The following is a 19,066-nucleotide window of genomic DNA, read 5'->3' on the forward strand; positions in this document are numbered from 1 at the left end:
AGTTCACGCGGCGACGGCGTCCGGCGTGGTCAGGCGGATAAACGTGTCCTCGAGCGTCATCCCCTCGGTCCCCGCACGATCGCGCAGATCATCGAGCGTGCCCTCGGCGAGCAGCTTGCCACCGCCAATGATGCCGATCCGGTCGGCCATCCGCTCGGCGACTTCGAGGATGTGCGTCGTCACGATCACGGTCTTGCCGGCATCGACTTGCGCGCGCAGCGCGTCCTTGACCGAGCGCGCCATGCTCGCGTCGAGCCCGGTCAGCGGTTCGTCGAGGATCAGCAGTTGCGGATCGTGGATCAGCGCGCCGGCAAGCGCGACCTTCTGCTGCATGCCGCGCGAAAAACCTTCGCAGCGCGTGTCGCGTTGCTCCCACAGGTCGAGCCAGTGGAGCAGCCGGTCGGCTTCCTGCGCGGCATGCGCCGGGTCCATCCGCCACAGCCCGGCGACGAAGGCGAGATATTCGAGCGGGCTGAGCTTGTCGTAGAGCATCGGCTCGTCGGGCAGCCACGCGGTGATCGCCTTGGCACCGAGCGGATCGCGGCGTGCGTCGACGCCGAAGATCTCGATCGATCCGGCGTCTGGCTTGGCGAGCCCGGCGACCATCCGCAGCGTCGTCGTCTTGCCGGCGCCGTTGGGCCCGAGCAGCGCATAGAGCTGCCCCGCGGCGATATCGAGGTCGAGCCCCGCGATGACGGGCTTGTCGAACGCCTTGGCCAAGCCTCTGATCCGCAGCGCCAAAGGGGAAGAGAAATCGCTCATGTGTCCTGTTTAGGCGATACACTCGGATCGTCCAGCCGAAACAGGGTCTCGACGGGACGATCGAGCGCGACGGCGAGTTTCAGCGCGAGAATCGTCGAGGGAACGAAGATTCCATTCTCCACGGTGTTGATCGTCTTGCGACTGACGCCGACGCGCTCGGCAAGCGCGGCCTGCGTCAGATCGAGCCGTTCGCGTTCGGCCTTGAGCGTGTTGTGGAGTGTTTCGGCCATTCAGCGCGCGGCCTGCAGTTCGAGCGTCGCGAGCCGGACCTGCGCCGCGACGATCGCCGTGGTGAAGATGATCCGCGCGCTGTCGCTTGCCGAGAGCAGTCCGGGCACGTCGCCGATCGCAAGCATCGCGGCGGCGGCGAGCAGGCCCGCCCAGAAGCCGATCGCGCTGCTTGCGCGGCGGTGCTCGCGCGTGACCTCGTCCTCGAGCAATTGTGCGAGCGGGCCGTTCTTCAAGCGCGTCACCAGCGGCGAGAGATAGAGCACCGAGACGAGCGTGAAGCCGAACCACATGCCCTGGAAGAAGGAGCCCCGCGATGTCGCGAAGGTGAGGCCAAGCAATACGACGGTGAGGCCCGCAAAGGCGTATAGGCCAAGCGCGCGCGCGCGCGCCTTGCGTTCGGCGAGTTCGATCATTCCCATCATCATTCCCCTTTCGAGTCGTAACCTACGGGTTACATGTAACCTAAGTGTTACATCGCCGCAAGCGCCGTAAAGGGTTCCCTCGCTTGCCCGGTTAGATTAACAGCCGGGGCATGACGACGGCCAGCGACCTCGATCAGCCCGCGCAAGGCCGCATCGTCGGAACCGTCCACCGGTTTCCGCTGCGCGTCTATTTCGAGGACACCGATCTTTCGGGAATCGTCTATCACGCCAATTACCTGCGCTACATGGAGCGTGCGCGCTCGGACATGTTGCGCGTCGTCGGGATCGACCAGCGCGCGCATCAAGAAGCCGGCGGTGGAGCCTATGCGGTGACCGCGCTCGCGATCCGGTATCGCGCGCCGGCCAAACTCGACGACGCGCTGATTGTCCTGACGACGCTCCAGAATGTCCGCGCGGCATCGGTCGATATTCAGCAACGAGTCATGCGCGGCGAGACGATACTCACCGAGGCAGACGTCACCGCGGCCTTGGTCGCGACAACGGGCCGGCCGCTGCGCCAGCCGAAGGAATGGATCGCGGCGTTTGCCCAAGCGATGGGCGAACGCGCGATGGGATCAGGGGATAGCGCCACGTGAACGAAATCATGCTCAACACCGATGCAACGACGCTGTCGCCGATCGCGCTGTTCCTCCAGGCCGACTGGGTGGTGAAGACGGTAATGATCGGGCTGTTGGCGGCGAGCGTGTGGACCTGGGCGGTGATCCTCGGCTTCTTCTTCCGGCTCGGCGCCACGCGACGCAAGACCGCGGCATTCGAGCGCGATTTCTGGAAGGCCGAGGATATCGACGCCTTCCACCGGCTGCACAATGAGAGCGATCTGCCGATCGCGCGCGTGTTCACCGCGGGCGTCGCCGAGTGGCGCCGTTCGACCGTTGGCGGGCAAGTCGACCGCGGCGGCACGCGCGAGCGGCTTGCGACGGCGATGGGCGCGGCGGTCGCCAATGAGATCGACCAGCTGTCCGATCGGTTGAACATCCTCGCGACCGTCGGCTCGGTCGCGCCGTTCGTTGGGTTGTTCGGCACGGTGTGGGGGATCATGCGCAGCTTCACCGGCATCGCGCAGGCGCAGAACACCTCGCTTGCCGTCGTCGCGCCGGGCATCGCCGAGGCGCTGTTCGCGACCGCGATCGGGCTGTTCGCGGCGATCCCGGCGGTGATTGCGTACAACCGCTTTTCGCATGGCATCAACCGCATCGAGGCGCGGCTCAACCGCTTCGCCGACGGTTTCCACGCGACGCTCAGCCGGCAGCTCGAGAGTGAGGTGCGCCGGTGAGGGGCTGCGGCAAATCCCCCTCCCGCCTGCGGGAGGGGCGTGAGTCATGTCGATGAACCTCCCCTCCCAGCGCGGCCGCGGGCGTCGCGCGCCGATGGCCGACATCAACGTCACCCCGTTGGTCGACGTGATGCTGGTGCTGCTGATCATCTTCATGGTCACCGCGCCGTTGCTTACCGCAGGTGTGCCCGTGACGCTGCCCGACAGCCGCGCGAAGGCGCTCGACCAGGACCAGAAGCCGCTCGTCCTGTCGCTCGACGGCGCGGGTAAGCTGTTTCTCGACAAGGATCCCTTGAGCGAAGCGATGCTCCCCGACGTGCTCGCCCAGCTTGCCGCCAAGGGCGATCCGGCCAAGCCGCCACAGGTCTTCCTGCGCGCCGACCGCAAGCTCGATTACGGGCACGTCATGCGCGTGATGGGCGAGCTCAACCGCGCCGGCTATAACCGCGTTGCGCTGGTGACGGTGGGCCAGGACGGCCAATGACGCGATCGGAGCGATACGGACTCGGGGCGGCCGTGCTCGGCCATGTCGCGTTGTTCGCGCTCTTGTCGCTTGCCTGGAGCAGCGCGCCTACCCCGCCGCCGATGAACAAGCCGATCGAAGTCTCGCTGGTCGACGACGTCGCGCTCGACCAGACCGCACCCGCCGCGCCTGAGCCGCCTGCGCAATCCGCCGCGCCCGATCCCGGGCCCCCCGCCGAGGCGCCGCCGCCCGAAGCGGAAGAGGTCGCGCCCGAGCCGGCTCCACCCAAGCCTGCGCCGGTGGTACCCAAGCCCGCGCCGCCGAAGCCTGCACCCAAGCCAGCGCCCAAACCCGAGCCCAAGCCCGACGCAGTGCCGCCGCCCAAGCCCGCCCCGAAGCCCAAGCCTGCGCCCAAAAAACCCGCCGCCGAGAAATCGGAGGCGGCCGACAAGCCCGCTGCCAAGCCGGCACCCGCCAAGGCCGCGCCCGCGAAGGCCGCACCCGCCAAGAGCGCGGCGTCGACCAAGGCGGTGGCGACCGCCAAGGCGACGGGTACCAATCCAAAGGCGACCAAGGCCAAGCCGACGGGCTCGCTGCTCGACGATGATTTCCGCAAGGGCCTGACGCAGTCGCCCTCCAAGGCCAAGGCCTCCGAAGCCGCGCCCGGCGCGACGATGGATGCCAAGGCCGCCGCCGACATCGGCTCGGCGATCCGCCGCCAGGTCCAGCCGTGCGCCGATCGGCAGGTCAATCCCGGCCCCGGCGCGTCGCGTATCGTCGTGACGATCCGCCTCTCGCTCAACCGCGACGGGTCGCTCGCTGGGCGGCCGACCGTGTCGGACGATCATGGCGGGGTCGATGACGAGAACCGCCGCTATGTCGACACGGTCGATCGCAACGCGATCGCGACCTTCGCCGGCTGCGCGCCGCTGCGTGGGCTTCCGCCCGAGCTTTACGACGTGCCACGCGGGTGGAAGACCTTTATCCTGCGCTACAAACTTCCCGGCTGAGGAAAGACGATGATGCTCCCCAAGACGATCCTCGCGCTTGCTCTGGCCGCGGTGCCCGCGGCGACCCTTGCGCAAACGGGATCGGCGCCGCTGCCGGTGCCGTTCCCGAACAGCCCGCAGAGCGCGCCGCAGGCTGGCGGGCAGGCGGGCGCGGCCAACCCGCAGCAGCAGGGCGAGCTCGTCGTCGATGTCGTTGGCGGGGTCTCGGCGCCGCTCGGCATCGCGATCCCGGTGATGCCGACGTCGGAGGCGGTCAGCACGGCTGCCGGCCGCACCGACGAACTCGGCCGGCAATTGTCCGATATCGTCACCACCGATCTGCGCAATTCGGGGCTATTCAAGCCACTCGGCGGCGACGCGCTCCATCCGATCGCCTATCCCGAAGTGACCGCGCCGACCTTTGATTACTGGGGGCCGGCAGGCGCCTCCGCGCTCGTCCAGGGGTTCGTCCGCGCCAATGGCGACGGAACGCTGACGGTCGGCTGCTATCTCTACGACGTCTCGTCGCGCGCCGAGATCGCGCGGCAGGGCTTTGTCGTGCCGCCGAGCGAATGGCGTCGCGCGGGGCACAAATGCGCCGACATGGTCTATTCGAAGCTGACCGGCGAAGGCCCCTATTTCGACAGCCGCGTCGTCTACATCTCGGAGACCGGCCCCAAGGGCAAGCGCATCAAGCGGCTCGCGATCATGGACCAGGATGGCGGCAACCACCGTTTCCTGACCAACGGCCAGGCGATCTCGCTGACGCCGCGCTTCTCGCCCGACCAGCGCTCGATCGTCTATATGAGCTATCTCAAGGATCGCCCCGCGATCTACGTTTATGATCTGGCGAGCGGATCGTCGCGGCTGCTCGTGGCGAGCGCCAACCTGACCTTCGCGCCGCGCATCTCGCCCGATGGCCGCTTCGTGCTGTTCTCGATGGCGGTCGGCGGCAATACCGATATCTACCGTGTAGCCTTCACGGGCGGCAGTCCGCAGCGGCTGACCGATTCGCCCGGGATCGACACCGGCGCGACCTATTCGCCCGATGGCGGCCGAATCGTGTTCGAGAGCGATCGCTCGGGCACGCAGCAGCTCTATGTGATGAATGCCGACGGATCGTCGCAGCAGCGCATCAGCTTCGGCAGCGGGCGCTATGCGACCCCGGTGTGGAGCCCGCGCGGGAACCTCATCGCCTATACCAAGATCGGCGGATCGTTCCGCATCGGCGTGATGAGCCCGGCGGGCGGCAACGAGCAATTGCTCACCGACGGCGCGCAGGACGAGGGCCCGAGCTGGTCGCCCAACGGCCGCGTCATCATGTTCTTCCGCTCAGGGATGGGCGGCGGCGGGCGGGCCGATCTGTGGTCGGTCGATCTCACCGGGGTCAATGTCCGGCGCGTTCCGACGGTGCTCGATGGATCCGATCCCGCCTGGGGACCGTTACGCCCCTGATATCAAGCCAAGCGTTTGACTCACCGTTGCGACCGGGCGAAGCCGTTGGCTTACCTCGGTCTGTGCCCGAAACGACCTTTTACCTCTGGGAGAAGCCGCTATGGCGAAACTGACCACGACGCTGCTGATTGCTACCGCTTTGCTCGCGACCACCGCGTGCAGCAAGAAGCGCCCCGCCGAGCTCCCGCCCGCGCCCGGGGCGGTAACCGATCAGAGCGGCTCGGGCGGGCAGGGCGCCATCGTTCCCGGCTCGCGCGCCGATTTCGAGCGGTCGGTGACGAGCAACACCGTCAATTTCGCGCTCGACAGCTACAGCCTCGATGACCGTGCGCGGTCGATCCTAGACAGCCAGGCGACGTGGCTCGCGCGCTATCCCAACACGCCGGTGAGCCTCGAGGGCCATGCCGACGAACGCGGCACGCGCGAATACAATCTGGCGCTCGGCGATCGTCGTGCGCTCTCGGCGAAGAACTATCTCGCGGCACGCGGCGTCGCGCCGGGCCGGATTTCGACGATCAGCTACGGCAAGGAACGCCCGATCGCGCTGGGTTCGGACGAAGCGAGCTGGGCGCAGAACCGTCGCGCGGTGACAATCGTTCTGAACTAAGCTGATCCGTCACCCCGGGCTCGTCCCGGGGTCCACTCGGATGCGCGCCCTACGGTCGTAGAATGTGTGGCACGGTGGACCCCGGCACGGGGCCGGGGTGACGAAGATGGGGATGGGGGCGACGTCGGCTTTTGCTGGCGTCGCCCTTGCCATTTCCGTCACCCTTACCCCTCCCGTCGCTATGCTCCACACTCCCTCTCTGAACGGGCGAGGGAATAGACTTGCCTCTCCTCAAATCCCGATATAAATGTGATATCACATTAACGGGAGGCATTGATGGTCGAGTCGCCAACACGCAACACAGCACTCACGCTGTCGCACGAACACACCGCGGCCACGTCGAGCGGGTACATGATGTTGATCGTGATGCTCGTGGCGCTCGGCTTCGGGCTGTTCGGCGCAAGCTTGCTTCAGGACGAATCGACGCTCGGCGGCGTGCTCGTTGCGATCGCGGCGCTCGTCATCGCCTTCGTCGCCTGTGGTTTCTACATGCAGCAGCCCAACCAGGCGACCGCGATCACGCTGTTCGGCGCGTATAAGGGCACCGATCGCAAGACCGGCTTGCGCTGGCTGCTTCCCTGGCTCGCGCGGAAAAAGGTGTCGCTGCGGGCCAACAACATGATTTCCGAGCGGTTGAAGGTGAACGACCTGCGCGGCAACCCGATCGAGATCGCGGCGCAAGTCGTGTGGCGCGTCACCGACACTGCGCAGGCGCTGTTCGACATCGACGACTATAAGGCGTTCGTCATCGTCCAGATCGAGGCGGCGGTGCGCACGATCGGCGCGCGCTACCCCTATGACGATTTCGAGCATCAGGAAGTGACGCTGCGCGGCAATCACGACCAGGTCGCCGCCGAGCTGCGCGCCGAGCTGATCGCGCGCCTCGCGACCGCGGGGATCACCGTCGACGAATGCGGGTTCACGCACCTCGCTTATGCTTCGGAAATCGCCGGCGCGATGCTCCGCCGCCAGCAAGCTCAAGCCGTCGTCGCGGCGCGCAAGACCTTGGTCGAGGGCGCTGTCGGGATGGTCGAGATGGCGCTCGCCTTGCTCAGCGAGAAGAACGTCGTCGAGCTCGATGACGAGCGCCGCGCGGCGATGGTCTCGAACCTGATGGTCGTGTTGTGCGGCGAGCGCGATACGCAGCCCGTCGTCAACGCCGGCTCGCTCTACCAGTAACGAGCTCGACGGTGGCGGCTCCTCCCAAGAAGGCGTTCGCGCTTCGCCTCGACCCTTCGCTGTACGCGGCGGTCGAGCGGATCGCGGCGGCCGATCTCAGGAGCGTCAACGCCCAGTTCGAATGCCTGCTGCGCGAGGCGCTCGCCAAGCGCGGAGTGAAGCTCGAAGCGCCCAACCCGCCCCGGCGCGGGCGGCCACCCAAGGAGGATGACGATGCAGACGCGTGACGTGATCGACCATTACCGCGCCGAGCCGGGTTATTGGTTCGTGCCCAAGCTGTTCGGCATCGGCGCGACGCCAGTGACGTGGCAGGGCTGGGCGCTGACGATCGGGTTTGCGGTGTTGCTCGTTGCCGACATTCGCTTCGTCCACGAGCGGATCGCGCAAATCGCGATCGGCGTTGCGCTCTTCGCGGTCTTCACCGGTATCGCTGTGCGCAAGACCAAGGGCGGCTGGCGGTGGCGCTGGGGCCTACGCGGCTGAGCGGAGCCGTCAGCCGAGCGCCTGGTCGAGCAATTTCGCCAGGCGCAGCCCGCCGCGCTCGACCTCGAGCCGTGCGATCGGCACGGCCTTCTCGATCGTCGCTTCGTCCATCGTGACGTGCGCCGGCGTCGGCGCGCACGGATCGGCCATCACGCTCGCATAGGTCACGTCGCGCGCGACCTGCCAGCTCTCGCGGCTCCAGTCGGTGACGTCGCCCGCGGCGATCTTAGCGCGCACGGCGGCCGGGTAGCGGCGCACGATCGGCGGCCCGCTGGTGATCGCGCGCTCGGCGAGATAGCCGTCCCAGATGCTGTGCAGGTTGAGCCGCGCGGTGCCGTAGCCGCCATAGCTGGCGAGCACCTTGTTGCCGCCCTGGTCGTCCTTTTCGCCGGCATGCAGCGGCTGGTGGAGATCGCCGACAAAGTGGACGAGGAAGGCGAGCGCCTCGACGCGGTCGTGGAGCGGCGCGCGCTTGTTCTTGAGCACAGCGACGTCCTTGGTGATCTGCGCCGAGACGCAATTGCCGTCCTTGCACGCCGCGACGAGGTCGAACGGGTGGCAGATGTTCACGTCCTGATAGTGCCAGCTATAGGCATAGCCGAAGCGCGATTTGCCGTCGGGGCCCTTGAGCGGCTTGATGCAATCGGCCCACACCGCGGCGTCGGAGATGGTCGAGGCCTTGCACTCGGGCGTGCCGAGCAGCTCCGAATGCGCGAGCAGCGCGCGGATCGCCAGGCGCGTCTTGGGGCGGACATTGGCGTCCGCGATCTGCGCGATCGTCTGATGGCCATATTCCCAATAGGCCGCCGCCGGCGACGCGGTCGCCGCGACGATCAAGGTGGCGGCAACGGCAAGGCCGGGACGAACGCGACGGAGACTGGTCATGGGCTCCGGCCTTAGCGGCGTTGCTCTTCCCGCGAAAGCGGGTCTAGCAAGTCCGATGTCGAAACGAGAGTTTCGTCGCCGTCACGCCCGCTCTTCGCGCCTTCGCGTCTTCGCGTGAGAAAAGAAGGGATGCTCACGCGAAGACGCGGAGGCACGAAGAGGCGAAAGCAACCGCCTCTGCGTCCTCCGCGCCTCTGCGCGAACCCATCTTCTTTTTTCGCGCAGAGGCGCGGAGGACGCGGAGGAGAAGAAGGGTTTTGCCTTGCAGGCTATTCGTCGCCGAACACCGCGACTTCGCGGCCCCCGGCGGAGTCGAGGCGCGCGCGGTACATGCCCGGCGTCGAGAACCGCCACAGCGCCTCGCCCTTCGGCCCCGCGACGATGATGCCGCCGGTCCCGCCGAGCGCGGTCACTTCGGCCAACACCGTCTCGACCGCCGCTTCCAGCGTTTCGCCCGCCAGCCGCACCCGCGCGCAAATCTCGTGCGCGACGTTCGCGCGGATGAAGAATTCGCCCGATCCGGTGCACGACACGGCGCCTGCGCGATCATCGGCATAGGTCCCCGCACCGATCAGCGGCGAATCGCCGATCCGGCCCCAGCGCTTGCCCGTAACCCCGCCGGTCGAGGTCGCGGCGGCGACATGGCCGTGCACGTCGCACGCCACCGCGCCGACGGTGCCATATTTCATGTCGACATCGAACGCGCCGCCGCCTTCGAGCATCTCGTCGAGCTGCGCGCGCCGCTCGGGCAGGACCAGCCAGTCCTGTGTCGCGGGCTCGCAGCCTTGCTCCACCGAAAACGCGTCGGCCCCAGCACCGCTCAGCAGCACATGCGGACTGTTCGCCATCACGGCGCGGGCAAGGCTCACCGGATTGCGTGTCGCGGTCACCCCTGCCACTGCCCCCGCATTACGATTCCGACCGTCCATAATCGCTGCATCGAGCTCGGCGACACCGGCGTGCGTCAGCGCCGCGCCGCGCCCCGAATTGAAGTGCGGATCATCCTCGAGCACGCGCACCGCCGCCTCGACGGCATCGAGCGCCGCACCGTCCGCTGCCAGCACCGCCGCGCCCGCATCGAGCGCGCGGCCGAGCGCGGCGCGCGCACCCTCGGCCTGTGCCTGCGAGACGGTGTCGCGCGTCATCTGTCCCGCGCCGCCATGGAGTATCAGGGTCCAGCTCATCACGTCTCTTTCGTTTGGGGGAAGGGGCGCAGGCCGATCAGCGGGCGCAGCCAGCCGATTTCGCGGCCGATCGCGTAAAACAGCCAGCATCCGACCAGCGTCGTCACGACCAGTACGCCGAACTCAACGAAGCGCGGCAGGCCGAACGGGAGGAGCGCGCCCTCGACCCCGACGATGATCGTCTGGTGAATGATGTAGAAGGGGAACACCGCCTCGGTCAGCACGCGGCGCCACGGCAGGTCGCGGTTGAGGTGGCTGTCGGCAAAGCCGATCAATGCGACGATCATGCTCCAGCCCTGCACGGCGCGCGCGCTGGCGAACAGGATCCCCCATGGCCAGGTCGGCATCGAGCTGTTCGGCCAGCGCAACTCGGTCGCTGCGACTATTATGTAGCAGGCGATTCCAATCGCCAGCGCCCATGGCCACAATCGCCGCATCGTCGCCAGCGCCGGCGTGGACCCGGCGAGCGCGAAGCCGAACAGGAAGGCGGGCAGATATTGGACATGGCTCACCGAATCGCCGACCAGATCGTTGCTCGGCCCGATCCCGGGGAACAGCCAGGCGCTCACCAGCACGAGCCAGGCGGCCGGGAGCAGCCACACCAGCCACCCGCCGAACAGCCGATCGAAGCTGCGCTGAAGGCTGCGCTGTCCCATCGCGGCGACGAGCACCGCCAGCACCATCGTGTAGATCCACAGATACGCGACGAACCACAGATGCTGCCACGTCGGCAGCGCGAGCCCGTTGACGACGCGGAAGCTGAAATAATCGTGGAGCAGGAAATACCCGAAATCATGGGTGTAGCCGTGCTGCGTGATGAGCTCGACCCACGGCTGGAGCGGCACCACGACGATCACGCCGAACAGCAGCGGGATGATCAGCCGCCACGTACGGTTGACCGCGAAATGCCCGGTTGCGGGCCCGCGTACCAGCAGCGCCCGGCTGGCATAGCCCGACACGACGAACAGCAGCAGCAACCGCCAGCTGTTGACCGCGAGCATCGGGATCGCGACCCATGCCAGCGGCTGCGCGGTCTTGGCATGATATCCCCACGGCACGAACACCATGCCGATATGATAGAGGATCAGCAGCGCGAACGCGCCGATGCGCAACCAGTCCAGTCCGTAATGCCGTTCCATCGCGCGGCCCTAATGCGATGTGCCCGATCGAGCAAACTCTAGCGGTTTCCGATGGCGCGGATCGTCGCTATATGGGCGCGACCAACCAGAGGAAGTTTTCCATGTCCCTCCGCCCGTGGCGCGACATCAACCGTCGTCAGAGCCGCCAGATCATGGTCGGCAACGTGCCCGTCGGCGGCGACGCGCCCGTCACCGTCCAGACGATGACCAACACGCCGACCGACGACGTCAAGGCGACGATCGACCAGATCCGCCGCTGCGAGGATGCCGGCGTCGACATCATCCGTGTGTCGTGCCCCGACGTGGAGAGCACCGCAGCGTTGAAGCAGATCGTCCGCGCGAGCCGCGTGCCGATCGTCGCCGACATCCATTTCCACTATAAGCGGGCTTTGGAAGCCGCCGATGCGGGTGCGGCGTGCCTGCGCATCAACCCGGGCAACATCGGCTCGCCCGCCCGCGTCAAGGAAGTGATCGACGCGGCCAAGTCGAACGGCTGCGCGATCCGCATCGGCGTCAACGGCGGTAGCCTCGAAAAGCATCTGCTCGAAAAATATGGCGAGCCGTGCCCGGACGCGCTGGTCGAATCGGCGATGGACCATATCAAGATCCTGCAGGACCATGACTTCCACGAGTTCAAGGTCGCGGTGAAGGCGTCGGACTTCTTCCTCGCGGTGGCGGCGTATCAGCAGCTCGCCGAACAGGTCGATTGCCCGCTGCATCTCGGCATTACCGAGGCGGGCGGTTTCGTCGGCGGCACGGTCAAGTCGTCGATCGGGATCGGCTCGCTGCTGTGGTACGGCATCGGCGACACGATCCGCGTCTCGCTCTCGGCCGAACCCGAGGACGAGGTCCGCGTCGGCTTCGAGATCCTGAAAGCGCTCGGCATCCGCAACCGCGGCGTGCGCGTTGTGTCGTGCCCGTCGTGCGCGCGACAGGGGTTCGACGTGATCCGCACCGTGCAAGCGCTCGAGGAGCGGCTCCAGCATATCCGCACGCCGATGTCGCTGTCGGTCCTCGGCTGTGTCGTCAACGGCCCGGGCGAGGCACGCGAGACCGATATCGGCCTGACCGGCGGCGGCAACGGCAAGCACATGGTGTATTTGTCGGGCGTGACCGATCACACCGTCAATTCCGAGGATATGCTCGAACATATCGTCAAGCTGGTCGAGGAAAAGGCCGCGTCGATCGAGGCGCATGATGCGGCGGTGGCGGCAGCAGCGCCGGTGGCTGTGGCGGCGGAATAGGTCTTGTGGTATGTGTCAGGTCTCGGGAGGCCTGACATGACCTATCATGCCAAAGTGATCGCTGGCGGCAAGATCGTTATCCCGGCGGAGTTGCGCCGCGAATTGGGGATTGCGGACGGTGACTCGCTCGTGCTCGCCAAGAGCGACGATGGCGGAATATCGCTGAAAACCTACGGGCAGGTCGTCCGGGAGGCGCAGCAGGCGTTCCGCGAGATGACCGGTGACGACTATTCCGTGGATCAGTTCTTGCGTGAGCGTGCGAGCGACTGGCGCGAGGAATGAGTGTCGTTCTCGATGCGTCAGCAATTCTCGCGGTGCTGTTGGATGAACCCGGCGCGGAGATCGTGATCCCGGTGATGCGCGGGAGCGCGCTCTCGGCGGTGAACGCGTCGGAGACGTTCCAGCGTGCGGCAGACAAGGGCCATCAGACACAGCGCGTTCTCGCATTGCTGAAGGGCCTTGAGATCGAAGTCGTTCCTTTTACGGTGGATCACGCGATCGCTGCGGCCGATTTGCGTCCCGCAACCAAGGCGGCGGGTATTTCGCTCGGCGATCGCGCCTGTCTGGCGCTCGCCGCCGAGCGGCGCGCGACCGTCTATACCGGAGACCGTCGACTCGCCGGCGTCGATATCGGTCTCGAACTTCGACTGATCCGCTGAACATGCGTGTGCCAACACCGAAGAAGGTGGGTGCGGCGCTCGCTTTCGCTGTCGCCGCCGCCGGCATCGCGACCTATTCGGCGATGGATGTGCTGATGAAGGGCCTGAGCATTACCAGCGGCGCCTATTCGGCGGTGCTGTGGCGCTCGGTCGTCGGCGTGGTGTTGCTCGGCACGATCTTCTTGCTGCGGCGGCGGCCGTTCCCGGGGCGGGCGGCGCTCAAGCTGCACGCGCTGCGCGGCGCGACGGCGGGCTTCTCGGTGCTGCTTTTCTTTTGGGGCCTCGTGCGCGTGCCGATGGCGCAGGGGGTGGCGCTGACCTTTCTCGCGCCGCTGATCGCGCTCTATTTCGCGGCTGCCCTGCTTGGCGAGACGATCCGGCGTGCGGCGATCCTCGGGTCGATCGTCGCGAGTCTGGGCGTGCTGGTGATCGCCGCAGGGGAGGTGCAGGGGCATGCCTCGACCGCCCATGTGCTCGGCTCGCTCGCGATCTTCGCCGCGTCGATCTTCTACGCCTACAGCCTGATCCTGCTACGCCAGCAGGCGCAGGTCGCCGACCCGCTCGAGGTCGCCTTGTTCACCAGCGTGGTGCTTGGGGGGCTGCTGCTGCTCGGCGCGCCGTGGTTCGCCGGGCTGCCCACCACAGCGCAGCTTCCGTCGATCGGCGTGGCGGCGGTGCTCGGGTCGCTCTCGGCGATGGCGCTCGCCTGGGCGTACAGCCATGCCGAGGCGCAAGTGCTGGCACCTGTCGAATATACCGCTTTCGTCTGGGCGTCGTTGTTCGGCTGGTGGGTTTTCCACGAGACCGTCTCGCTCTACACCGCGGGCGGCGCGGCGCTGATCATCCTGGGATGCATCCTCGCCGTGCGCGGCCATGCCGCACCCGCTCCACAAACCGAGGCTGCCGCATGATCGAGATTCGTACCGCCACCCCCGCCGACGTCGCGCTGATCCTGCATCTCGTGCGCGAGCTCGCCGAGTTCGAGCGCGCCGCCGACAAGGTCGTCGCGACCGAGCCGTTGCTCCACGACGCGCTGTTCGGGCCGCACCCGGCCGCCGAGGCGGTGATCGCCGAGCTCGACGGGAAACCCGTCGGGATGGCGCTGTTCTTCCACAATTTCTCGACCTGGACCGGCTGGCGCGGGCTGTATCTCGAGGATCTCTACGTCACGCCCGAGGCACGCGGCGCCGGCGTCGGCAAGGCGTTGCTGCAGCATCTCGCCAAACTCGCGGTCGAGCGCGGCTGCACGCGCTTCGAATGGTCGGTGCTCGACTGGAACGAGAAGGCGATAGCGTTCTACCGCTCGATGGGCGCCGCGCCGATGGAGGAATGGACCGTCTACCGCGTTACCGGCGATGCCCTCGCCAAGCTGGCGGGGCAGGGCTGATGCCGGTCGATTCGGGCCTGATCGCCTGGATCGAGGAAGCGCTCGCACCGATCGGCACGGTGACCAAGCGCGCGATGATGGGCGGGGCGACGCTCTATCTCGACGGCACGATCTTCGCGATCGCGGTCGAGGACGGGCTGTGGATCAAGGCCGATGCGACGAGCGATGCGGTGTGGGACGCCGCCGCCTGCCCGCGCTTCAGCTATACGATGGGCGAGGGGCGTGAAGGCTCGATGAACTATCGCCGCGCGCCCGACGATGTCTATGACGACGCCGATGCGCTGCGCGAATGGGCGGCGCTTGGCGTTGCTGCGGGGCTGCGCGCGCCAGTGAAGAAGACGCCCGCTCGGAAATAATCGGTCATTCCCGCGAAAGCGGGAATCCCGCTTCTTCTTGTCAGGTCAGAAGAAGCGGGACCCCCGCTTTCGCGGGGGTGACGGTTGGGGTCAGTCCTGCTGCGCGACTTCGCCTGGTGCAGGATTGCCGGCCTTCTTGGCCTGCTCATAGCGTTCGATCGCTTCGATCACGACCTTGCGCGCTTCGTCGCGGTCGCCCCACTTGCCGACGCGGACCCACTTCTTCTTTTCGAGATCCTTATAGTGCGTAAAGAAATGCTCGATCTGCTCGAACACGATCTCGGGCATGTCGCCGCGCTCGTTGACGTTTGAATAATACGGGAAGGTCGAATCGACCGGCACGCAGACGAGCTTCTCGTCGCCGCCGGCTTCGTCTTCCAGGTTGAGCACGGCGATCGGCCGCGCACGCACGACGCAGCCCGGAATGAACGGCGAGCGCGCGACGACGAGCGCGTCGAGCGGGTCGCCATCGGGCGAGAGCGTGTGCGGCACGAAGCCGTAATTCGCCGGGTAGCGCATCGGCGTGTGCAGGATGCGGTCGACGAACAGCGCGCCCGACGCCTTGTCGAACTCATACTTAACCGGCTCGCCGCCGGTCGGGACTTCGATGATCACGTTGAGGTCGTCCGGCGGGCCCTTGCCGACCGGGATCATGTCGATACGCATAGTAAGTCCTTAACTACACTGGATAATACGGGAAAGAATCGGCCTTAACGCGGTGCCAGCAAACGGTCCAGTCCACCCTCTCCGGTGCCGATCTTCTCGAGGTGCGGATAGCGCAAGCCCTCGTGATAGTCGATGCTGACCGGGCTGATCTGGTCGTTGCTTTTGACCAGCAGAACGATTGGCGTCTTGCGCGCTTTGGCGGCGGTGACCGCGCCCTTCAGCGCGCTGTCGGAGAAGGCGGTGCCGTCGACCGCGACGATGCTGTCGCCGATCGTCAGCCCGGCCTTGTACGCGGGTGAATCCCAGCCGACGCCGGTCAGCTTGCCGTCCTTGTCGACCGTCAGGCCAAGCGAGAAGGTGAGGTTGGTGTTCTTGCGTGCGGCCTCGGCATTCTTGAAGGCGAGCGTCGGCTCCTCGGTATAGACCAGCTTGTAGCCGTTTGCCTCAAAGCCCTTCAGCGGCGCCGGGGCGCCGGTCTCGGTCAACCGCTTGGTGAGCAGACCGGCCCAGTCGTACGGCTGGATCGCGGTGAGCGTCTTGACCACGTCGTCGAACGTGTAGGTGACTTCGCCGTAGTCGCCGTCGTTGAGGCCGAAAAAGGCGCGGCCGAAATCGTCGATCGATTTCTTGCCGCCCGATTGCTGGCGCAGGATCGAATCGACCTCCATCCACACCAGCAGGCCCTCGTTATAATAATCCTCGGAGCGCTGATAGCTCGTCCACCCCTTGGGGCGGCGCTGCGAAATCGTCGGGTCGTTGGTCGTATCGACCATGTCGCGCCAGTTGCGTGCCGGGCGATTGTCGAGCTCGGCCATGATCGCGGCATAGCCGTCGAGCGTATCCTGCTTCGACACGATCCCCGAGCGCGCCTGCAGCACATAGCCCCAGAACTGCGTCTGGCCCTCATACACCCACAACAGGCTGCCGCGCATCGGCATGCGGAAATCGGGGGTCCACAAATCGGCGCCGCGGCGGAACTTGCCGTCCCAGCTGTGATTGTATTCGTGCGGCAGCAGGTTGCGCGAGCCCGGGCCGTCCTTCCACTTGGTGAAATAGCCAAGCTTCACGCCGTCTTCCGACGAGCGGTGATGCTCGAGCCCGATCCCGCCCATCACGTCGGAGATCGACAGCAGGAATTCATAGGTGTCGTAATGCTGCGCGCCGTAGAGCTTGACCGCCTGGTCGACCAGCCGCTTGTGCGCGTCGATCTGATCGGGCGTTGCAGCGAGCTCGGCGGGCGTATCGGCATAGACGTCGAGATTGACGCGCGGCGAGAGCGGCCACTGCTTGTAATAGCGCCCGGCGAGGACGGGCGAATCGACCAGCACTTCGTAATTGGTGAGCTGATAGGCATAGGTCGAGCCGTTCGCCTTCGACGGCAGGCCCGACGAGGCGGTGAAGCCGGTCGGGTATTTGACCACCGCCTTGACCGGAATCTGGCGCGTGAAATAGCCCGCGGGATAGAGGCTCATCGAATTCCACTGCAGCCGCAGCATGTTCGGCGTCATCACCACCGAACCCTGGTCGCCCGCGGTTGCCGAGAGGAACTGCAAGTCGATGTCGAGGTTCTTTGCGCCCGCCGGCACGTCGATGTGGAAGGCGTAGACGTCGACCGGATCGCGCGTCCACGCGACCTCCTTGCCACCCGCGCGAATGTGCAGGCCGGCGAGCTTGTCGAGCTGGCCGGTCGGCGAATGGTTGCCCGGCAGCCATTTCGGGAAGAGCAGCACCATGTGGCCCGCGCTCACGCCGCTGATCGTCTCGCGCGTCGTGAAAATGCCGCGCGTCGTGTCGGTCGCGTCGATGTCGAGGCTGATCGTGCCGGGAAAGGGCGTGTCGCGCGCTTCGGGGATCGTGTCGACGATCGGCACCGGCTGCGGCTTGGAATTTTCGGCCAGAACCGGCGATGCGGTGGTGGCGAGCAACAGGGCGGTGAACGCGACGCGACGGATCATGCAGGGGAGCTTTCTTGGGAAGAGCGGCTTTGACGGTGGTTAAAGCGGTTGAAGCGCGCGCCGTCCAGCCCCCCGCCGCGTGATTCCGCTACGACCCGCTGCTGCTGCCGAGCACGTTGATCGTGAAGGCGAGCACGCCGATGTTGAACACGAAGGCCGCCAGGCACTGGCCGAGCGACACGCGCCGCATCCGCCGCGACGAGATTTCGACGTCGGAGGTCTGGAAGGTCATCCCGAGCGTGAAGCTGAAATAGAGGAAGTCCCAATAATCGGGCTCGGCGCATTCGGGGAAATCGAGCCCGCCCGAATCCTGCCCGTCATCGTCGCAGTCCGAATAGAAGAGATGCGCATAATGCAGCGCATAGACGGTGTTCGAGAACAGCCACGCAAGCACCAGCGTCGCGATTACCAATACGGTCGCGGCAACGCTCGTCTTGCCCTGCAATTCCTTGGCGACCGAAGTGAGGATGATGAGCATCGTCACGCCGGTGAGCACGAGCAGCCCGGCACGATTGGCGTCGTTGTTCGCGGCGGCCTTGCGCATCTTGTCGGCCTCGCCGTGGCCGAGCAGCGTCGAGATCGCGATCAGGAACACGGCAGCGGCGACGTCGAACGCCGCCATCGCACCGCGCCCCCAGCCGAGCGGGGGGATGGCGACGAATAGCCCGATCACGAACAGTGTCGCGAACAGGATGAAGCGGGGCGGGGCGACCTTGTTGCCGAGATTCAGACTCATGCAACAGAGCTACCGCGCTTTTGTGCGGGGTGAAATCCTCGCGCAAACATAACGTTTCTGTCACATCTGCAGCGCGCGGTTCGCCATCACCCCTGCGATGAACAGCAGGTACACGCCGAACACGCGCTTGAGCGGCTCGGCCGGCAGCGCATGGGCCGCGGCGACACCGAGTGGGGCGGTGAGGATCGACATCGAGGTGATGACGACCGCGCCGAGCAGATTGACATAGCCGAGCGACCCGACCGGCAGGCCGGGCTTGCCGAGCCCGATCAGGACCCAGCCGATCGTGCCGGGCACCGCGATGATGAAGCCGAAGCCGCTCGCGGTCGCGATCGCCTTGTGGATCGAGCGGCCGCACAGCGTCATCACGATCACCGCGACCGTCCCGCCGCCGATGCCGAGCAGCGAGGAGAAGAGGCCAAGCCCGCCGGCGATCGCGGCGCGGGGAAGGCCGCTCGGCATCGTGTCGCTGACTTGGCGCCGCGCGAGCTTGGGCACGAGGAAATTGATCGACATGAGCACGATGCCGCCAGCGAAGATGAAGGTCAGCGTCTGCCCCGTCATGCGCTGTGCGAGCAGCACGCCCACACCGACGCCGAGGACGATCCACGGCGCCCACGTCTTGAGGATCTCGAAATCGACCGCGCCGCGTTTGTGGTGGCTGAGGGTCGAGCGCAAAGCGGTGACGACGATCGTCGCGAACGACGTCCCGATCGCGACATGCGTATATTCGCCCTTCGCGCCGCCAAGCAGCGGCAGCAGCGCGATCATTGCGGGAACGACGACGAAGCCGCCGCCGATGCCGAACAGTCCGGCGGCAAAGCCCGCGAACAGGCCGGCGGCGAGCATGGCGAGGATGGCGGGCGCCCAGGCGAGCACGGCGCTCATGCGCTGGCACGCGGGGATGGGACAACGGACACGGCAAACAGACGCATGGCGACCTTTCCGAAACGAGCCGGGTGAGATCCTG

General features: G+C 66.4%; 25 protein-coding genes. 15 read left to right on the forward strand and 10 right to left on the reverse strand.

Going from position 1 to position 19,066, the window contains the following annotated elements; translation table 11 throughout:
- Window positions 1–3 precede the first annotated feature (3 nt).
- From E2E30_RS16985 to E2E30_RS16995, 3 genes are read right to left on the reverse strand one after another with little or no spacing between them, the layout of a single operon-like run.
- A complete protein-coding gene (locus tag E2E30_RS16985; RefSeq protein WP_133191556.1) occupies window positions 4–762 on the reverse strand; it encodes an ABC transporter ATP-binding protein in 759 nt (252 codons plus the stop codon).
- Window positions 759–992 (reverse strand): helix-turn-helix transcriptional regulator, encoded by a 234-nt coding sequence (locus E2E30_RS16990; RefSeq protein WP_133191557.1) that lies wholly within the window; start codon window positions 990–992, stop codon window positions 759–761. Before E2E30_RS16990 ends, E2E30_RS16985 begins: the two co-directional genes overlap by 4 nt.
- Window positions 993–1,412: a hypothetical protein gene (locus E2E30_RS16995; protein ID WP_133191558.1), complete on the reverse strand. Its 420-nt coding sequence runs from the start codon at window positions 1,410–1,412 to the stop codon at window positions 993–995.
- A 113-nt stretch (window positions 1,413–1,525) separates the two neighbouring features.
- Between E2E30_RS16995 and ybgC the strand changes: the two genes are divergently transcribed.
- From ybgC to E2E30_RS17040, 9 genes are all read left to right on the forward strand, one after another.
- Window positions 1,526–2,011 (forward strand): tol-pal system-associated acyl-CoA thioesterase, encoded by a 486-nt coding sequence (gene ybgC / locus E2E30_RS17000; RefSeq protein WP_133191559.1) that lies wholly within the window; start codon window positions 1,526–1,528, stop codon window positions 2,009–2,011.
- An 8-nt stretch (window positions 2,012–2,019) separates the two neighbouring features.
- Complete coding sequence (tolQ, locus tag E2E30_RS17005) at window positions 2,020–2,709, forward strand: protein TolQ (RefSeq protein ID WP_189676644.1); 690 nt, start codon at window positions 2,020–2,022, stop codon at window positions 2,707–2,709.
- 46 nt (window positions 2,710–2,755) lie between these two features.
- Window positions 2,756–3,193, forward strand: a complete 438-nt coding sequence (gene tolR / locus E2E30_RS17010) for a protein TolR (RefSeq protein WP_133191561.1) — start codon at window positions 2,756–2,758, stop codon at window positions 3,191–3,193.
- Window positions 3,190–4,182: a cell envelope biogenesis protein TolA gene (locus E2E30_RS17015; protein WP_133191562.1), complete on the forward strand. Its 993-nt coding sequence runs from the start codon at window positions 3,190–3,192 to the stop codon at window positions 4,180–4,182. Before tolR ends, E2E30_RS17015 begins: the two co-directional genes overlap by 4 nt.
- Window positions 4,183–4,191: 9 nt before the next feature.
- Window positions 4,192–5,616 carry a Tol-Pal system beta propeller repeat protein TolB gene (gene tolB / locus E2E30_RS17020; protein WP_133191563.1) on the forward strand — a complete coding sequence of 475 codons (1,425 nt, stop codon included), beginning with the start codon at window positions 4,192–4,194 and terminating at the stop codon, window positions 5,614–5,616.
- 100 nt (window positions 5,617–5,716) lie between these two features.
- Window positions 5,717–6,223 carry a peptidoglycan-associated lipoprotein Pal gene (gene pal, locus E2E30_RS17025; RefSeq protein WP_133191564.1) on the forward strand — a complete coding sequence of 169 codons (507 nt, stop codon included), beginning with the start codon at window positions 5,717–5,719 and terminating at the stop codon, window positions 6,221–6,223.
- Between the two features lie 276 nt (window positions 6,224–6,499).
- On the forward strand, window positions 6,500–7,402 hold the full coding sequence (locus E2E30_RS17030; RefSeq protein WP_133191565.1) for an SPFH domain-containing protein: 903 nt from the start codon (window positions 6,500–6,502) through the stop codon (window positions 7,400–7,402).
- Window positions 7,403–7,413: 11 nt separating this feature from the next.
- Window positions 7,414–7,629 (forward strand): toxin-antitoxin system HicB family antitoxin, encoded by a 216-nt coding sequence (locus tag E2E30_RS17035; protein WP_133191566.1) that lies wholly within the window; start codon window positions 7,414–7,416, stop codon window positions 7,627–7,629.
- Window positions 7,616–7,885 (forward strand): hypothetical protein, encoded by a 270-nt coding sequence (locus tag E2E30_RS17040; protein ID WP_133191567.1) that lies wholly within the window; start codon window positions 7,616–7,618, stop codon window positions 7,883–7,885. Before E2E30_RS17035 ends, E2E30_RS17040 begins: the two co-directional genes overlap by 14 nt.
- 9 nt (window positions 7,886–7,894) lie before the next feature.
- Here E2E30_RS17040 and E2E30_RS17045 read toward each other — a convergent pair whose 3' ends face one another.
- The 3 genes from E2E30_RS17045 to E2E30_RS17055 all read right to left on the reverse strand — a co-directional run bounded on the left by E2E30_RS17045 (window position 7,895) and on the right by E2E30_RS17055 (window position 11,093).
- Entirely contained in the window at window positions 7,895–8,770 is an 876-nt protein-coding gene (locus E2E30_RS17045) for a S1/P1 nuclease (protein ID WP_133191568.1), read from the reverse strand.
- Window positions 8,771–9,039: 269 nt separating this feature from the next.
- On the reverse strand, window positions 9,040–9,954 hold the full coding sequence (locus E2E30_RS17050) for an isoaspartyl peptidase/L-asparaginase family protein (RefSeq protein ID WP_133191569.1): 915 nt from the start codon (window positions 9,952–9,954) through the stop codon (window positions 9,040–9,042).
- A complete protein-coding gene (locus tag E2E30_RS17055; RefSeq protein WP_133191570.1) occupies window positions 9,954–11,093 on the reverse strand; it encodes an acyltransferase family protein in 1,140 nt (379 codons plus the stop codon). Before E2E30_RS17055 ends, E2E30_RS17050 begins: the two co-directional genes overlap by 1 nt.
- 101 nt (window positions 11,094–11,194) lie before the next feature.
- On the opposite strand from E2E30_RS17055, the gene ispG reads away from it, so the two are divergent.
- Genes ispG through E2E30_RS17085 form a run of 6 tightly spaced genes read left to right on the forward strand, consistent with a single transcriptional unit; the run spans window position 11,195 to window position 14,739 of the window.
- A complete protein-coding gene (gene ispG, locus E2E30_RS17060) occupies window positions 11,195–12,337 on the forward strand; it encodes a flavodoxin-dependent (E)-4-hydroxy-3-methylbut-2-enyl-diphosphate synthase (protein ID WP_133191571.1) in 1,143 nt (380 codons plus the stop codon).
- Between the two features lie 36 nt (window positions 12,338–12,373).
- Entirely contained in the window at window positions 12,374–12,619 is a 246-nt protein-coding gene (locus E2E30_RS17065) for an AbrB/MazE/SpoVT family DNA-binding domain-containing protein (RefSeq protein ID WP_133191572.1), read from the forward strand.
- Complete coding sequence (locus E2E30_RS17070; protein ID WP_133191573.1) at window positions 12,616–12,996, forward strand: type II toxin-antitoxin system VapC family toxin; 381 nt, start codon at window positions 12,616–12,618, stop codon at window positions 12,994–12,996. Before E2E30_RS17065 ends, E2E30_RS17070 begins: the two co-directional genes overlap by 4 nt.
- Before the next feature lie 2 nt (window positions 12,997–12,998).
- Complete coding sequence (locus E2E30_RS17075; protein WP_133191574.1) at window positions 12,999–13,907, forward strand: DMT family transporter; 909 nt, start codon at window positions 12,999–13,001, stop codon at window positions 13,905–13,907.
- Complete coding sequence (locus E2E30_RS17080) at window positions 13,904–14,383, forward strand: GNAT family N-acetyltransferase (protein ID WP_133191575.1); 480 nt, start codon at window positions 13,904–13,906, stop codon at window positions 14,381–14,383. Before E2E30_RS17075 ends, E2E30_RS17080 begins: the two co-directional genes overlap by 4 nt.
- A complete protein-coding gene (locus tag E2E30_RS17085; protein ID WP_133191576.1) occupies window positions 14,383–14,739 on the forward strand; it encodes a TfoX/Sxy family protein in 357 nt (118 codons plus the stop codon). The genes E2E30_RS17080 and E2E30_RS17085 overlap by 1 nt, the downstream gene beginning before the upstream one ends.
- 90 nt (window positions 14,740–14,829) lie before the next feature.
- Here the strand turns inward: E2E30_RS17085 and ppa are convergent, their stop codons facing one another.
- The 4 genes from ppa to E2E30_RS17105 form a co-directional block, all read right to left on the reverse strand.
- Entirely contained in the window at window positions 14,830–15,405 is a 576-nt protein-coding gene (gene ppa / locus E2E30_RS17090) for an inorganic diphosphatase (protein WP_133191577.1), read from the reverse strand.
- A gap of 44 nt (window positions 15,406–15,449) precedes the next feature.
- Complete coding sequence (locus tag E2E30_RS17095; RefSeq protein WP_133191578.1) at window positions 15,450–17,360, reverse strand: M61 family metallopeptidase; 1,911 nt, start codon at window positions 17,358–17,360, stop codon at window positions 15,450–15,452.
- A gap of 88 nt (window positions 17,361–17,448) precedes the next feature.
- Window positions 17,449–18,096, reverse strand: coding sequence for a DUF1345 domain-containing protein (locus E2E30_RS17100; RefSeq protein WP_133191579.1), 648 nt, complete (start codon window positions 18,094–18,096; stop codon window positions 17,449–17,451).
- 60 nt (window positions 18,097–18,156) lie between these two features.
- Window positions 18,157–18,984 carry a sulfite exporter TauE/SafE family protein gene (locus E2E30_RS17105; protein ID WP_133191580.1) on the reverse strand — a complete coding sequence of 276 codons (828 nt, stop codon included), beginning with the start codon at window positions 18,982–18,984 and terminating at the stop codon, window positions 18,157–18,159.
- Window positions 18,985–19,066 lie beyond the last annotated feature (82 nt).

Origin of the sequence: Sphingomonas sp. AAP5 (assembly GCF_004354345.1) — a bacterium.
GTDB lineage: Bacteria > Pseudomonadota > Alphaproteobacteria > Sphingomonadales > Sphingomonadaceae > Sphingomonas > Sphingomonas glacialis.

Excerpts from the sequence above, each read along its gene's own strand:
- E2E30_RS16985 (WP_133191556.1), bottom strand. The coding sequence starts at position 762 with ATGAGCGATTTCTCTTCCCCTTTGGCGCTGCGGATCAGAGGCTTGGCC.
- E2E30_RS16990 (WP_133191557.1), bottom strand. The coding sequence starts at position 992 with ATGGCCGAAACACTCCACAACACGCTCAAGGCCGAACGCGAACGGCTC.
- E2E30_RS16995 (WP_133191558.1), bottom strand. The coding sequence starts at position 1,412 with ATGGGAATGATCGAACTCGCCGAACGCAAGGCGCGCGCGCGCGCGCTT.
- ybgC (WP_133191559.1), top strand. The coding sequence starts at position 1,526 with ATGACGACGGCCAGCGACCTCGATCAGCCCGCGCAAGGCCGCATCGTC.
- tolQ (WP_189676644.1), top strand. The coding sequence starts at position 2,020 with ATGCTCAACACCGATGCAACGACGCTGTCGCCGATCGCGCTGTTCCTC.
- tolR (WP_133191561.1), top strand. The coding sequence starts at position 2,756 with ATGTCGATGAACCTCCCCTCCCAGCGCGGCCGCGGGCGTCGCGCGCCG.
- E2E30_RS17015 (WP_133191562.1), top strand. The coding sequence starts at position 3,190 with ATGACGCGATCGGAGCGATACGGACTCGGGGCGGCCGTGCTCGGCCAT.
- tolB (WP_133191563.1), top strand. The coding sequence starts at position 4,192 with ATGATGCTCCCCAAGACGATCCTCGCGCTTGCTCTGGCCGCGGTGCCC.
- pal (WP_133191564.1), top strand. The coding sequence starts at position 5,717 with ATGGCGAAACTGACCACGACGCTGCTGATTGCTACCGCTTTGCTCGCG.
- E2E30_RS17030 (WP_133191565.1), top strand. The coding sequence starts at position 6,500 with ATGGTCGAGTCGCCAACACGCAACACAGCACTCACGCTGTCGCACGAA.
- E2E30_RS17040 (WP_133191567.1), top strand. The coding sequence starts at position 7,616 with ATGCAGACGCGTGACGTGATCGACCATTACCGCGCCGAGCCGGGTTAT.
- E2E30_RS17045 (WP_133191568.1), bottom strand. The coding sequence starts at position 8,770 with ATGACCAGTCTCCGTCGCGTTCGTCCCGGCCTTGCCGTTGCCGCCACC.
- E2E30_RS17050 (WP_133191569.1), bottom strand. The coding sequence starts at position 9,954 with ATGAGCTGGACCCTGATACTCCATGGCGGCGCGGGACAGATGACGCGC.
- E2E30_RS17055 (WP_133191570.1), bottom strand. The coding sequence starts at position 11,093 with ATGGAACGGCATTACGGACTGGACTGGTTGCGCATCGGCGCGTTCGCG.
- ispG (WP_133191571.1), top strand. The coding sequence starts at position 11,195 with ATGTCCCTCCGCCCGTGGCGCGACATCAACCGTCGTCAGAGCCGCCAG.
- E2E30_RS17065 (WP_133191572.1), top strand. The coding sequence starts at position 12,374 with ATGACCTATCATGCCAAAGTGATCGCTGGCGGCAAGATCGTTATCCCG.
- E2E30_RS17070 (WP_133191573.1), top strand. The coding sequence starts at position 12,616 with ATGAGTGTCGTTCTCGATGCGTCAGCAATTCTCGCGGTGCTGTTGGAT.
- E2E30_RS17075 (WP_133191574.1), top strand. The coding sequence starts at position 12,999 with ATGCGTGTGCCAACACCGAAGAAGGTGGGTGCGGCGCTCGCTTTCGCT.
- E2E30_RS17080 (WP_133191575.1), top strand. The coding sequence starts at position 13,904 with ATGATCGAGATTCGTACCGCCACCCCCGCCGACGTCGCGCTGATCCTG.
- E2E30_RS17085 (WP_133191576.1), top strand. The coding sequence starts at position 14,383 with ATGCCGGTCGATTCGGGCCTGATCGCCTGGATCGAGGAAGCGCTCGCA.
- ppa (WP_133191577.1), bottom strand. The coding sequence starts at position 15,405 with ATGCGTATCGACATGATCCCGGTCGGCAAGGGCCCGCCGGACGACCTC.
- E2E30_RS17095 (WP_133191578.1), bottom strand. The coding sequence starts at position 17,360 with ATGATCCGTCGCGTCGCGTTCACCGCCCTGTTGCTCGCCACCACCGCA.
- E2E30_RS17100 (WP_133191579.1), bottom strand. The coding sequence starts at position 18,096 with ATGAGTCTGAATCTCGGCAACAAGGTCGCCCCGCCCCGCTTCATCCTG.
- E2E30_RS17105 (WP_133191580.1), bottom strand. The coding sequence starts at position 18,984 with ATGAGCGCCGTGCTCGCCTGGGCGCCCGCCATCCTCGCCATGCTCGCC.